This is a genomic window from Candidatus Krumholzibacteriota bacterium, assembly GCA_016931295.1.
Lineage (GTDB): Bacteria > Krumholzibacteriota > Krumholzibacteriia > Krumholzibacteriales > Krumholzibacteriaceae > JAFGEZ01.
Genome location: JAFGEZ010000001.1, coordinates 18,515 through 33,284 on the forward strand (window position 1 = coordinate 18,515; position 14,770 = coordinate 33,284).

At 61.8% G+C, this 14,770-nt stretch carries 7 protein-coding genes; all 7 read left to right on the forward strand.

Going from position 1 to position 14,770, the window contains the following annotated elements:
* The first annotated feature begins 191 nt into the window (after window positions 1-191).
* The 7 genes from JW876_00075 (at window position 192) to JW876_00105 (ending at window position 14,745) form a co-directional block, all read left to right on the forward strand.
* Window positions 192-3,779 carry a DUF3883 domain-containing protein gene (locus JW876_00075; protein MBN1883899.1) on the forward strand — a complete coding sequence of 1,196 codons (3,588 nt, stop codon included), beginning with the start codon at window positions 192-194 and terminating at the stop codon, window positions 3,777-3,779.
* Window positions 3,776-5,440, forward strand: a complete 1,665-nt coding sequence (locus JW876_00080; GenBank protein MBN1883900.1) for a putative DNA binding domain-containing protein — start codon at window positions 3,776-3,778, stop codon at window positions 5,438-5,440. The genes JW876_00075 and JW876_00080 overlap by 4 nt, the downstream gene beginning before the upstream one ends.
* Window positions 5,441-5,545: 105 nt before the next feature.
* Window positions 5,546-8,434 (forward strand): DUF1156 domain-containing protein, encoded by a 2,889-nt coding sequence (locus JW876_00085; protein MBN1883901.1) that lies wholly within the window; start codon window positions 5,546-5,548, stop codon window positions 8,432-8,434.
* Window positions 8,435-8,437: 3 nt separating this feature from the next.
* Window positions 8,438-9,613, forward strand: a complete 1,176-nt coding sequence (locus JW876_00090; GenBank protein MBN1883902.1) for an AAA family ATPase — start codon at window positions 8,438-8,440, stop codon at window positions 9,611-9,613.
* On the forward strand, window positions 9,610-10,182 hold the full coding sequence (locus JW876_00095; protein ID MBN1883903.1) for a DUF4276 family protein: 573 nt from the start codon (window positions 9,610-9,612) through the stop codon (window positions 10,180-10,182). The genes JW876_00090 and JW876_00095 overlap by 4 nt, the downstream gene beginning before the upstream one ends.
* Entirely contained in the window at window positions 10,182-13,523 is a 3,342-nt protein-coding gene (locus JW876_00100; GenBank protein MBN1883904.1) for a DUF499 domain-containing protein, read from the forward strand. The genes JW876_00095 and JW876_00100 overlap by 1 nt, the downstream gene beginning before the upstream one ends.
* Window positions 13,524-13,857: 334 nt before the next feature.
* Window positions 13,858-14,745: an NYN domain-containing protein gene (locus JW876_00105; protein ID MBN1883905.1), complete on the forward strand. Its 888-nt coding sequence runs from the start codon at window positions 13,858-13,860 to the stop codon at window positions 14,743-14,745.
* Window positions 14,746-14,770 lie beyond the last annotated feature (25 nt).

The following is a 14,770-nucleotide window of genomic DNA, read 5'->3' on the forward strand; positions in this document are numbered from 1 at the left end:
GTCTCTACGTCCGAGCAAGGACATGGTCTGCCGGCTGGCGAGTGGGGGGAGGTTTCCGGCCTCGAAGGTCGGGAGCCAGTGGCGCTTACGAAGATACAATGTTGATCAATGTCTCGAGACGCATATGAATATCCGGGGGAACGATACTCGAGATGGATAACAACTCTTTTTCTGATACTAATACGGGCCCGATCACCAAACTCGAAAACCTCCAGCCCAACGCCTCGGTCCGTGGCATTCTGCCCGACTGTCTGGTGACGGTGGTCGGAGTTCAGTGGTTTGGCACGGATGCCTTGGAGCTCACATACAAGGACCCCTCGGGCAAGGTTGCCAATCAGCTACTATACCGTCACGATGAACCGCGACTCGATATTGTCAAGGCCGGTCGACCTTGGAGTTTTGACGGTGACGGTGCGCTTTTTCGCCTCGTCTCCGAGGCCCATCGCATTCGGTTGGCGCATCTCTTTGACCCCGTTTTGGCGGTCCACACGTCGCTCGTCGATCCACTACCGCACCAGATCACCGCGGTCTACGAGGCAATGCTTCCCCGGCAACCCTTGCGTTTCCTTCTGGCGGACGACCCGGGCGCGGGCAAGACCATCATGGCCGGGCTTCTGATCAAGGAGTTGATCGCCAGAGGTGATCTTAGGCGCTGCCTCATCGTGTGCCCTGGTAGTCTGGCCGAGCAGTGGCAAGACGAGATGCATCGTCGGTTCCATCTGCCATTCGAAATCCTTACCAATGACAAGTTCGAAACCGCACGTACCGGCAACTGGTTTCTTGAGAACGATTTGACGATCGCACGACTCGACAAGCTTTCCCGCAACGAGGATGTGCAGGAGAAACTCGGTGCCCAGGACTGCCGCTACGACCTCATAGTTTGTGACGAGGCACACAAGATGTCAGCCACGTTCTTCGGCGGCGAGGTGAAGTACACCAAGCGCTACAGACTTGGCAGGCTTCTATCGAGGCTGACGCGGCATTTCCTGCTGATGACCGCCACGCCGCACAACGGCAAGGAGGAGGATTTCCAGCTCTTCCTGGCGCTGCTCGATGGCGACCGTTTCGAAGGCAGATTCCGGGACGGCGTGCATCAGGTCGAAGTCTCGGATCTGATGCGCCGTATGGTGAAGGAGAACCTCCTCAAGTTCGACGGCCGTCCCCTCTTCCCGGAAAGGATTGCGTACACGGTTCCCTACAAGCTGTCAGACGCTGAGGCGAGGCTCTACAGGGACGTCACCGAGTACGTGCGGGAGGAGTTCAACCGCGCCGAGGCGCTCCAGAACGACAAGCGTGCCGGCACCGTCGGCTTCGCGTTGACCATCCTGCAGCGCCGTCTCGCGTCGTCGCCGGAGGCCATCTACCAGTCGCTGCGCCGGCGGCGCGAGCGTCTGGAAAAGCGACTCCGGGAACTGAAACTCCTTCAACGCGGGGAAGCCGTCGCAGCTCCGACGATGACCGGGCCTACGTTTGATCTGGAGGACCTTGAGGACCTCGACGAGGCCCCGGAAACCGAGGTGGAGGCCGCCGAGGAGGCCGTCCTCGATCAGGCCACGGCTGCGGCAACCGTGACAGAACTGAAGATCGAAATCGGGACCCTGAATCGGCTGGAAGCGTTGGCGGCAGCGGTCCGTCGCAGCGGCGAAGACACCAAGTGGCGGGAGTTGTCCCACCTTCTGGGCGAGATCTTCACGCCCTCCGGGCAAGCGGAGCGCATTGGCCAACCCAGTGCTCACTACGGTGCGGGGCCGATTCCCAGGCCCGTTCCCTCTCCACGCCAGAAGCTCGTAATCTTCACCGAGCACCGCGACACACTCAGCTACCTTGAGCGCCAGATCAGTTCGCTGCTGGGCCGCCCCCAGTCACTGGTCCTGATCCACGGCGGTATGGGCCGCGAGGAGCGGCGCAAAGCGCAGGAAAGCTACCTCCACGATCCCGAGGTCCAGGTGCTGCTGGCCACCGATGCGGCGGGGGAAGGGATCAACCTGCAACGAGCGCATCTGATGGTGAACTATGATCTACCCTGGAACCCGAATCGCCTTGAGCAGCGCTTCGGCCGCATCCACCGCATCGGCCAGACCGAAGTTTGTCACTTGTGGAACCTGGTGGCCGAGGAGACTCGCGAGGGCGACGTCTACCGCAGGCTGCTCGAGAAGCTGGAAGAAGCGCGACAGGCGCTCGGTGGCCAGGTCTTCGACGTTCTCGGCAAACTCCAGTTTGACGGACGGCCGCTGCGCGACTTGTTGATCGAGGCGATTCGGTACGGCGATCAGCCGGAGGTCCGGGCGCGATTGACTAAGGCCGTCGAACATGGCGTGGACCGCCCGTACCTGCAGGGCCTGATCGAGGATCGGGCTTTGGCCCACGACGCCATGGATTCGAGCCGTGTTGCTGACATCCGCGAGGAGATGGAACGCGCCGAGGCTCGTCGCCTGCAGCCCCATTACATCGAATCGTTCTTCCTGGAGGCGTTCAAACGGCTGGGCGGGACGATCCGCCAGCGCGAGCCGCGCCGTTACGAGGTCACCCATGTGCCGGCCCCCGTGCGCAACCGAGACCGCCAGATCGGCACCGGCGACACGGTTCTGCCCCGTTACGAGCGCATCGCCTTCGAGAAAGACCTGATTGCACCGCAGGGCCAACCGCTGGCGGCGTTCGTTTGTCCTGGGCATCCGCTGCTCGATGCAGCCCTGGACCTTATCCTCGAACGCCATCGGGACCTGATGAAACGAGGCACTGTCCTGGTCGACGAGCGGGATTTTGGCACATGTCCCAAGGTCCTGTTCACGCTCGAGCACGCCATCCAGGACGCGAGCGTCCTGCCGTCTGGTGAGCGCCGCACGATCTCGCGGCGAATGCTCTACGTCGAGATGGACGCCGAGGAACAGACTCGTCACCTTCAGTATGCACCCTATCTGGATTATAGGCCTCTGACCGAAGATGAACCCTCGGTGGCCGACCTGTTGGCCCGACCCGAGTGCGCCTGGATCTCGAAGAACCTCGAGCAGAAGGCTCAGGGTCATGCCATCGCCCACGTGGTGCCGGGACACATCGCTGAGGTGCGAGACCGCCGCCTCGCCTGGATCGACAAGACCCGGGCGGCCGTGAAGGATCGGTTGACCAAGGAGATCACTTACTGGGACCACCGTGCCGAGCAGCTCAAGCTCCAGGAACAGGCGGGCAAAGCGGGCGCACGGCTTAACTCGCAGGAAGCCCGCCGACGTGCGGATGAACTCCAGACTCGGCTTCAAAAGCGCCTGGCCGAGCTGGACCGCGAGGCGCAGATCTCGGTCTTGCCGCCGGTCGTCCTGGGTGGCCTGGTGGTTGTCCCCTTAGGGCTCATCGCCGCGATGACCGGGCGTCCTGTTCCTTCGTATATGCATCCAGTGGATACGCAGGTCTCGGCGGCCCGGGCCCGGGCCATCGTCATGGAAATCGAGCGGTCCCTCGGGTTCGAGCCGACGGATCGGGAGTTCGAGAAGCTCGGCTACGACATCGAGAGCCGCATTTCTGGCACGGGCCGGTTGCGATTCATCGAGGTCAAGGGGCGCGTGACTGGCGCGGACACGATCACGGTGACCAAGAACGAGATCCTCACCAGCTTGAACAAACCGGATGACTTCATTCTGGCCATGGTCGAGTTCCTGGATGGGGACACGCACAGGGTCCACTACCTGCGGCGGCCGTTCGAGCGGAGCGGTGTGACCACGGACTTCAATGGTGCGAGCGTGAATTTCCCGTTCGCGGAGCTGCTGGCCCGGGCCGAGGCACCACGATGATCACGTCGGCGGAATTCGAAGCTATTCTTGCCAGCCCGGAAGGGCGGAATGTTGAATTCAAGGAAGCCAAAAGCGGTTACAACTTCGGAAAACTTGTGGATTACTGCGTCGCGCTGGCGAACGCGGGTGGGGGCACCTTCGTATTAGGGGTTTCCGACAAGCGCCCCCGGCAGGTCGTCGGCACGAAGGCATTCAGCGAGCCCGGCCGGACCGAGGCTGGTCTTTTTGAAAAACTGAATCACCGGGTTCCGGTGGAAGAACTCCAATACGAAGGCAAGCGCATCCTACTGGTCCGCGTGCCGTCGCGGCTGCCTGGTACGGCGTGGCAGCACAAGGGCGCGTATCTGATGCGCGCGGGCGATGCACTGGTTCCCATGTCGGACGATCAGCTTCGCCGAATTCACATGGAGACCGGCCCGGATTTCTCGGCGGAGATCTGTGAAGAGGCGACTCTCAAGGACCTGGATCCGGACGCGATCGACCAGCTACAGCAACTCTGGCAGCGGAAATCGCCCGACCAAGACGTTCGGACGCGACTCGTAGAATGTCTGCTGGCTGACGCTGAACTTCTCGTGGGGGGCGAACTCACCTACGCCGCCCTCATCCTGCTGGGTACCCGGCGGGCCCTGGGCCGATTCCTGGGCCAGGCGGAAGTAATCTTCGAGTACCGGCCGAGCGAAGTCCCTGGTCCCGCGGCGGAGCGGCGGGAGTTCCGCGCGGGCTTCCTGCCCTTCCTCGACCAGATCTGGCAGGCGATCAACCTCCGCAACGACCTGCAGCACTTCCAGCAGGGGCTGTTTGTCTGGGACGTGCCGACGTTCAACGAACGCGCCGTCCGCGAAGCGGTCCTCAACGCGGTCAGCCATCGCGATTATCGCCTAGGCGGTTCGGTCTTCGTGCGGCAGTACCCGCGCCGGATCGAGATAGTCAGTCCGGGTGGACTTCCGGCTGGAATCAACCAGGAGAACATCCTGTGGGAACAGAACCCGCGGAACCGGCGCATCGCCGAAGTGCTGGCGAGGTGCGGTCTGGTCGAGCGGGCCGGCCAGGGTTTCGACCTGATCTATCGCGAGTGCATCCGGCAGAGCAAACCGCTGCCCGATTTCTCGCGGACGAGCGAGCACTCGGTGTGGATCACGCTGCACGGCGAGATCCAGGATCCCGAGTTCTTGCGCTTCCTGGAGGAGGTCGGTGGAGAGCGCCAGGCGACGTTCACCACGGAGGATTACCTGGTCATCGATCTGGTCCACCGGGAGCAGGCTGTGCCTGAGCATCTGGCGCCGCGACTTCGGATTCTGCGGGCCGAGGGGATTATCGAGCGGGTTGGGCGCGGGCGGGGAGTGCGACACCTTCTGTCGAAGAGGTTCTACCGCTTCCTGGGCAAGGGAGGGACCTACACCCGGCGCAAGGGGCTGGATCGTGAGACGAACAAGGCGCTCTTGAGAAAGCATATCGAAAATTCTACGGCCGGTGCTGCTCTGGCTGAATTGCAGCAGGTCCTGCCACACCTAAATCGGAGTCAGATTCAGGGGCTCTTACGTGAACTGAAAGCCGAGGGCCAAATCAGGGTTGAAGGCGAGCGCCGCTGGGCTCGCTGGTTCGTTGGATCCCGTGCTGGAAATATCGCAAACAAAAGCAAAGAGGATTCAAAGCAAGAATGAAAGCCTTTTATTTTCTATCAGTTCTATGCTTGGGCTTTGCTCCAATTGTGCTATTGGTAGGTAAAGTGGAATGAATCAGGCCGAAAATGCCGCTGGAGACCTTGCGTGATGGAAAAGAAGAAACTCATCGAAGTCGCCCTGCCCCTGGACGCCATCAACAAGGCCTCGGCGCGGGAGAAGTCCATCCGCCACGGCCACCCTTCGACACTGCACCTGTGGTGGGCCCGTCGCCCCTTGGCCACTGCTCGCGCTGTGATTTTCGCCCAGATGGTGGACGATCCTTCGGCGCACCCGGACCTGTTCCCCACCGAGAAGAAACAGGAGAAGGAGCGGCAGCGGCTCTTCAGGATCATCGAGGACCTGGTACTGTGGGAGAACACCACCAACGAGAAGGTGTTGCAGGCCGCCCGCGACGAGATCCGGCAGAGCTGGCGCTACACCTGCGCCGAGAACGCCGACCATCCCCGGGCCGCCGAGCTGTTCGACCGCAACACGATGCCCGCCTTCCACGATCCCTTTGCCGGAGGCGGGGCGCTCCCTCTGGAAGCGCAGCGGCTTGGGCTGGAGAGCTACGCCAGTGACCTGAACCCGGTGGCGGTGCTGATCAACAAAGCGATGATCGAGATCCCGCCGCGCTTCGCGGGCCGGCCGCCGGTGAATCCCGAGTCGCGCAAGTCCGAGAACTCGATGGGCAAGGAATGGTCCGGAGCCCAGGGCCTGGCGGAGGACGTGCGTTACTATGGCCGCTGGATGCGCGACGAAGCCGAGAAGCGCATCGGCCACCTTTACCCGAAAGTAGAGGTCACCGCCGAGATGGCGAAGGCACGGCCGGACCTGAAGCCGTACGTCGGTCGCAAGCTGAAGGTGATTGCCTGGTTATGGGCGCGCACTGTAAAGAGCCCCAATCCGGCATTTGCACAAGTGCACGTGCCGCTCATATCGACGTTCATGTTGTCGACGAAGGCGGGCAAGGAGGCGTACGTCGAGCCGGTGATCGAGAACGGTGGCTACCGATTCACCGTGAAGGTGGGGAAGCCGAAGGATGTGGCGGCGGCGAAGAGCGGTACCTCGGCGGGCAAGCGAGCGGCCTTCAAGTGTGTGATGTCTGGGACCCCACTTCCATACGATTACATTCGCGACCAAGGCCAAGCGGGGCGCATGGGAACGCGGCTGATGGCTATCGTTGCCGAAGGGGATCGCGGGCGGGTTTATGTCACACCGACACCCGAGCATGAAGCAGTGATACTTGAGGTGAAGCCAGAGTGGAGTCCTGATGTCACGCTGCCTGTCAATCCGAGGGATTTCAAGACACCAAACTACGGCTTGATGACGTTTGCAGACCTCTTCACCCCCCGCCAGCTCGTGGCGCTGACGACCTTCTCGGATTTGGTGCAGGAAGCGCGCGAACGCATCCAGGCCGACGCCGCGCTGGCTGGCCTTCTCGCCGACGCCAAGCCCCTCCGCGACGGTGGCACGGGGGCGACGGCGTATTCGGAGGCTGTGGGCGTGTATTTGGGGCTGGGAATCAGTCGGCTTTCCGACGCACAAAATTCCCTCTGCCAATGGGGGCCGGGCGCGAATCAGACACAGCACCTCTTCCGGCGACAAGCGGTACCAATGGTCTGGGATTACGCCGAATCGAGCATTTTCTCCGGAGCTGCGGGTGACTTGGTGACCAGTGTCGGGAGCTTGTGTCGCGTGCTTGATCAGCTTGGGGCCAGGGGAAACGGCTTTTCATCGCAAGGGGACGCGCAGAACCAGACGATTTCGTCTGCTAGAGTCGTATCAACCGATCCGCCCTACTACGACAACATCGGCTACGCCGACCTTTCGGACTTCTTCTACGTCTGGCTGCGCCGCTCACTGCGGCCCACATTTCCCGGCCTTTTCACTACACTCGCCGTGCCCAAAGCTGAAGAGTTGGTCGCCACGCCCTACCGCCACGGTAGCAGGGATAAAGCGGAAACGTTTTTCCTGGATGGCATGACTCAGGCGATGCACCGGCTTGCCGAGCAGACACACCCAGTATTTCCGGTCACCATCTACTACGCCTTCAAGCAGTCGGAAAGCGATGACGAGGAGGGTACATCCAGCACAGGCTGGGACACGTTCCTAGCTGCGGTCATCGAAGCTGGCTTTGCAATCAGCGGCACCTGGCCAATGCGAACGGAACGCGGCTCACGCTCGGTCGGCATCGGCACCAACGCCCTCGCCTCCAGCATCATCCTCGTCTGCCGTCCGCGCGCCGCCTCCGCCCCCACCACCACGCGCCGCGAGTTCGTTAGGGAGCTTAAGGCTGAGTTGCCAGGGGCCCTCGCCCATCTCCAGCGCGGCAACATCGCACCGGTGGATCTGGCGCAGGCGTCCATTGGCCCGGGTATGGCGGTCTTCACGCGATTCTCCGAGGTCCTAGACGCCGAGGGTAAACGGCTCAGCGTGCGCGAAGCCCTGGCCCTCATCAATCAGGTCCTCGACGAGACTCTGGCCGAGCAGGAGGGTGACTTCGACGCGGACACCCGGTGGGCGCTGACCTGGTTCGAGCAGCAGGGCTTTTCGGAGGGTGAATACGGCGTGGCCGAGCAACTCTCCAAGTCCAAGAACACCAGCGTCGCCGGCATGGTCGAGGCCGGCATCCTCGAATCGAAGCGCGGCAAAGTGCGGCTGCTCAAGCCCGAAGAATTGCCCGCCGACTGGGATCCTGCCACCGACACTCGTCTGACGACCTGGGAAATGGTGCACCACCTGATCCGCGTGCTTGCAAGCAATGGAGAAGACGAGGCCGCTGCACTCGTGGCCAAGCTCGGTGCCAGGGCTGATACAGCCCGGGATTTAGCCTATCGGCTCTACGCTCTCTCTGAACGGAAAAAACGGGCAAACGATGCTCTCGCCTACAACGGCCTTGTCCAGAGTTGGCCCGAGATCAATCGTCTCTCGCGTGCTATGATCGAGCCGAAAACGGAACAAGACGGCCTATTCGGGAAACCGGAGGAATAGACGATGCAGATCGAGTCGTTGGAGATCAGGAACTACCGGTTGTTCAGGGATGCCAAGCTCACCGAGCTGCCTCGTATGGCCGTCGTGGTGGGGGCGAACGGGTCGGGCAAGAGCACGCTGTTCGACGTGTTCAGCTTCCTCAAGGAATCACTGACGGAAAACGTGGCCCAGGCCGTCGCGCGACGGGGCGGATTCAGGGAACTGGTCAGCCGGGGTGAAACGGGGCCGATCGGAATCACTGTCAAGTTCCGCGAGAGCGGTGGCCGGCTAGCGACTTATCAGCTGGACGTGGCCAGCGATGAAGGTTGTCCGGTCGTCGAACGCGAGATCCTGAAGTTCCGACGTGGTCAGACCGGAAGGCCATGGCACTTCGTGGATTTCTCACGCGGCCACGGTACGGCGATCACGAACGAGGCGGCCTACGGACAGGAAGGAGTCACTGAAGAACGGAAAGAACATCAGCTCGACGACCCATCCGTTCTGGCTATCAAGGGGCTCGGTCAGTTCAAGGAATTCCGGGTTGTGGCCGAATTCCGCAGCCTGATCGAGAATTGGCACATCTCAGACTTCCACATCAGCGACGCGCGCCCCAGCGCCGAGGCCGGCTACGCAGAGCATTTGTCCATGCGCGGGGACAACGTGGCACAGGTGGCGCAGTTCCTGTACGAACGCCATCCCGACCGTTTCCAACGAGTGCTCGAAGTGATGAAGCAACGCGTCCCGGGAGTCAGCAATGTCGAGGCGAGGCCGACCGAGGACGGCCGGCTTGTCCTGCGCTTCCAGGACGGTAGCTTCAAGGATCCCTTCATCGCGCGGTATGTCTCCGACGGCACCATCAAGATGTTCGCTTACCTCGTTCTGCTTTACGATCCGCGCCCGCACCCGCTGCTTGCCGTCGAGGAGCCGGAAAACCAGCTTTACCCTGAATTGCTCCACGAACTCGTCGAGGAATTCCGCGACTATGCGCGACGCGGGGGACAGGTGTTCGTGTCAACCCACTCGCCGGATTTCCTCAACGGCGCGGAACTCGAGGAGATCTACTGGCTGGTCAAGGACCAGGGCTTCACGACGATCCGGCGTGCCCGGGATCAGGAGTTGCTGCGCAACCTTGTGCAAGAAGGTGACCTGCCCGGGGCTCTATGGAAGCAGGGCCTGTTCGAAGGGGCGGGACCGCAATGAGTAGAGTTGTTTTCCTGCTCGAGGAGCAGTCGATGAAGGTCCTGCTGGATGGGCTTCTTCCTCGGTTGTTTCCCGACCTGCAATTTCTCTGTGTTCCGCACGAGGGCAAGCAGGACTTGGAACGCAGCATTCCCCGCAAGCTCCGCGCCTGGCGTGAGCCCGGCGCCCGGTTCTGTGTCGTGAGGGACAATGACGGGGCTGATTGCCGACGAGTGAAGGATGCAATAGTAGCGTTGTGTCATGAGGGGAGACGCGATGACTGTCTAGTCCGCATCGCCTGCCAGGAACTGGAAGCGTGGTATTTCGGAGCCCCGGACGCGATTGCGGATGCCTTCGATCGCGACAACATCCGCGGGATCGGCAGAAGGGCCCGCTATCGCGATCCGGATGCGATCGCTCAGCCTTCACGGGCGTTGGCGAAACTCGTACGGGAGTTCCAGAAGGTGTCAGGTGCCCGGCGGATGGCGCAGCATCTAGGACGAGAGAATTCATCACACAGCTATACGACATTTATCGCCGGTATCAATCGGTTGGCCGACGAGATTTTGGGGCTGGAGGGGGAAGTCTAATGGCCATCAGTAACCAAGACCGCATCGGAAAGGCCATGGAGTTGCTTCGATCTGGCTTGGCTCCATTCGTTGAACGGGAGTTCAAGAACCAGCACAAGGGCAAGGCGGAAGCTGCGGCCCGTGAGTATTTCCACGACGAACGCGCAATCGGGGACAAGCCAATCGCCGAGTGGGATGCTGCGGCCCTACTCCAGTTGATGTGGGAGTCCTGGAACGTCGTATTCAACAAGACCCTGGGCCGCGCTGAACGCTCGCTGGTGCAGGAGCTTCGCGATTGCCGCAACAAATGGGCTCACCAGGAGCCGTTCTCCAGCGACGACACCGACCGTGCCCTCGACTCCATGACTCGTCTGTTGACGGCGGTCTCTGCCCCGCAGGCGGACGCCGTCAACAAAATGAAGATGGAGCTGCGCCGCCTAACCTTCGACGAACAGGTGCGCAGCGAGAAGCGCAAGGCCGGCGGCTCGCTCATCGAAGCGGCCGCGACAGGCACGCTCAAGCCCTGGCGAGAGATCGTCACCCCTCATCCCGATGTGGCGAGCGGCCACTATCAGCAGGCTGAATTCGCCGCCGACCTCTGGCAGGTGCACCTGGGCGAGGGGTCAGACGAGTACAAGAAGCCGCAGGAGTTTTTCCGGCGCACATATCTGACGGAGAGCCTGAAGAATCTGCTGGTCGGCGGGGTCCAGCGCCTTTCGGGTAAGGGTGGAGATCCGGTTGTTCAGCTTCAGACCAACTTCGGCGGCGGCAAGACCCACTCGATGCTCGCCCTGTATCACCTGTTCTCCGGCATGAACCCGAGCGAGCTAGCAGGCGTGGATGCCGTACTGGCCGAGGCGGGCGTGAAATCCCTCCCAACGGCCAAACGCGTGGTGCTGGTGGGGAACAAGATTTCTCCGGGGAATCCGGTTACGAAGCCGGACGGTACTGTCGTGCGGACCCTGTGGGGTGAGCTGGCGTGGCAGCTCGGCGGCAAGAAGGCCTTTGTGCGCGTCCAGGCCGACGACGAGAAGGCGACTAACCCTGGCGATGTCCTGCGGGAGCTGTTCAAGGAATATGGTCCCTGCCTGATCCTAATTGACGAGTGGGTTGCGTACGCCCGTCAGCTGCACGAACAGAGCGATCTGCCGGCTGGTGGTTTCGAGACCCAGTTCACGTTTGCCCAGGCGTTGACCGAATCGGCCAAGCTCGCCGGCAACTGCTTGCTCGTGATCTCATTGCCTGCTTCGGACACAACAGGGTCTCCTCACATGCAGGCTGATGACGTGGAAGTTGGTGGTGTACGCGGGCGAGAGGCGCTGGAACGACTGCGTAACGTAGTCGGTCGCGTGGAGTCGTCTTGGCGGCCTGCAACGGCCGAAGAGGGTTTCGAGATTGTCCGCCGTCGCCTCTTCGAGCCGATTCCGGGGGAGCAGTACAAGCAGCGTGACGTGACGGCGCGCGCCTTTGCCGACCTGTATCGAGCTCAAAGCGCGGAATTTCCTCCGGAGTGCCGGACTGGCGAATACGAGAAGCGTATCCAGGCCGCGTTCCCGATCCACCCGGAGATCTTCGACCGCCTCTACGCTGACTGGTCCACCCTCGTGAAGTTCCAGCGCACGCGCGGCGTACTGCGCCTGATGGCCGCGGTGATCCACAGCTTGTGGGAGAAGGGGGACCGCAACCCGCTGATCCTGCCCTCGACGGTGCCGATCGACGATGCGCGGGTGCAATCTGAACTGACGCGCTATCTCTCCGACAACTGGGCGCCGATCATCGAGAAAGACGTGGACGGTTCAAGTTCGCTGCCGCTGAAGATCGACGCCGAACAACCCAACTTGGGCAAGCTGCACGCCACAAGGCGGGTTGCTCGTACGATCTATCTCGGTTCAGCGCCGACTGCCGCTGCGGCGCACCGTGGAATCGAGGACCGTCATGTGAAGCTCGGTTGCGTCATGCCCGGCGAATCGCCCGCGGTGTTCGGAGATGCGCTCAGGCGACTGGCCGCCTCGGCGACCTACCTCTACCAGGACGGGCCACGGTTCTGGTACGCCACCCAGCCGACGGTGACCAAGCTGGCCGAGGATCGTACCGAACAGTTTAAGCGCGACCTGGACAAGATCGCCCAGGAACTCGACGAGCGACTCCGAGCCGATCTGTGCAAATCCGGAGACTTCTCCCGCATTCATCCATTGCCGCGGACGGGTGCGGACGTGCCGGACGATCTGGACGCCCGCCTGGTCGTGCTGCCTGCGGACTTCCCCTACACCAAAGAACCGGGTAACTCGGCCGAGACAGCGGCCAAGGCGATTCTCGAGTCGCGCGGCAAAACCCTGCGTTTGTACCGAAACACATTGGTTTTCCTGGCGGCCGACAAGGTCCGCCTGCAGGACCTGGACGAGGCCGTGCGCCGGTACCTGGCTTGGAAATCCATTGTCGCGGAAACAGACACGTTGAACCTCGACCCACACCAGGTACGGCAAGCCGAAACCCAGAAACAGGCGGCCGACAGCGTGGTGACGGCTCGGCTCCCCGAGACCTACCAGTGGGTCCTGGTTCCGGAGCAAGCCAATCCGCAAGCCCCGATCACTTGGGAAGCGATTCGATTGTCGGGCGGCGACGCGTTGGCGGCGCGGGCCAGCAAGCGCCTCCGAAGAGACGAATTGCTCGTCGCTTCGCTCGGCTCGACGATTCTGCGCAAGCACCTCGACGACGTCCCTCTGTGGCGTGGAGACCATGTCGAAGTGAAGCAGCTGGTGGACGATTTCGCTCGCTACCTTTACCTGCCGCGCCTGGCAGGTCCCGAAGTTCTTGTGCAGGCAATTCGGGACGGCATCGCTCTGTTGACCTGGCAATCGGATACATTTGCATACGCACAAGGCCATGACGAGTCCTCAGCCAGGTATCCAGGGCTGCAGGGCGGACAAGTCGTCAACCTGTCGATCGACAGCGGAGGCATGTTGGTCAAGCCGAACGTTGCAAAGAAGCAGTTGGACGCTGAAGTGCCCTCGTCGAATCCTGGCGCAACGGAGGGGATGCCGACTGGAGGCTCCACCGGTAATGGGAGCCCTGGCGGGTCGGTGGACGGAGGCAATGGCGGCAATGCTGTTCCGGCTGAACCCCAGCTTCCTCGTAGATTCCACGGCACGATCCAACTCGACTCTACTCGCGTCGGTCTCGACGCGAGCCGCATTGCCGACGAGGTGATTTCTCACCTGGCCGGCCAAGTGGGGGCTGAGGTCACGGTAACGCTGGAGATTGAGGCCACACTCACCAGCGGTGCATCGGATCAGATTGTCCGAACGGTTACTGAGAATAGTCGGACGTTGAAGTTCACCTCCCAGGGATTCGAGAAGGAATGAGTCTGCTGGGCGCTCTCAATGCTTATCGCGAGCCTCTTGAGAGTGCCTAGACAACCCAGACTCTAAGATTGTGATAATTGACTATCCCACAATTGTTTATTCCCCCATTGGCCGCTGTACTTACCGTCAGGCCGGAACCAGATTTCTGTAAGATTTCGATGTAGATTACGTCTGGCGAGGCAGTTTTCTAATACTACTGCGATTGAGTCGATTGCTTTTTCCATGTCACCCTTGACTTTTCCCCCTTTCTGCCCGACTCTGTCCCTGTAAACATATCGAACCGAGGGGATGCATCGTATCCGGGAGGAGTGCCCGCATGGCCGTGGAGGCTGACATGAACGAACCGTCTATCGCCGTCTTCATCGATTTCGAGAACCTCGCCATCGGCGTCCAGAGCCTGAAGGGGGCGAACACGTTCAAGATCGATCTCGTCCTGAAGCGCCTCCTCGGCAAGGGACGGGTCGTCTACAAGCGGGCCTACAGCGACTGGATGAAGTACCGCGGCGAGATGAAGGAGTTCCACGCCGAGGGGGTCGAGCTGATCGACATCCCCCAGAGCAAGATGAGCGGCAAGAACTCCGCCGACATCCGGATGGTCGTCGACGCCATCGACCTCTGCCACATCAAGGGCAACATCGACATCTTCGCCCTCGTCTCGGGGGACAGCGATTTCTCGCCGCTCGTCGCCAAGCTCAAGGAGAACAACAAGCGGGTGATCGGCTGCGGGATCCGCTCCTCCACCTCGCAGCTCCTCGTCAACAACTGCGACGAGTTCATCTACTACGACGACCTCGTCCGCGAGCTGCGCGCGCAGCCGCGCTCGGCCGCGCAGGGCAAGCCCGCCGACAGGGCCGCGAAGCCCCGGGCCACCCGCCAGCGCAAGACCAAGGCCAAGACGAAATCCGCCCCCGCCTCCGACGCGGCCCCCCCGGCGGATGCCGCCGGCGCACCGGCCGAGGCCATTGCCCCGGAGAACGGCGAGCACGCCGACGTCTTCAACAAGATCCTCGAGGTCATCCGTTCCCTGCAGGACGACTACGATCCCCTCTGGGGCTCGCTCGTCAAGCAGACCGTCCGGCGCGTCCATCCCGGTTTCCGGGAGAAGCACTACGGGTTCAGCGGGTTCAACGAGATGCTCGAGGAGATGCAGGAGCGCGGCTACCTCGAACTCGAGTACGACCAGAGCCGGGGCAACTTCAAGGTGGTGCTCGTCGGGCACTGACGAGCGTCCGCGCTCCTGGGGCGAG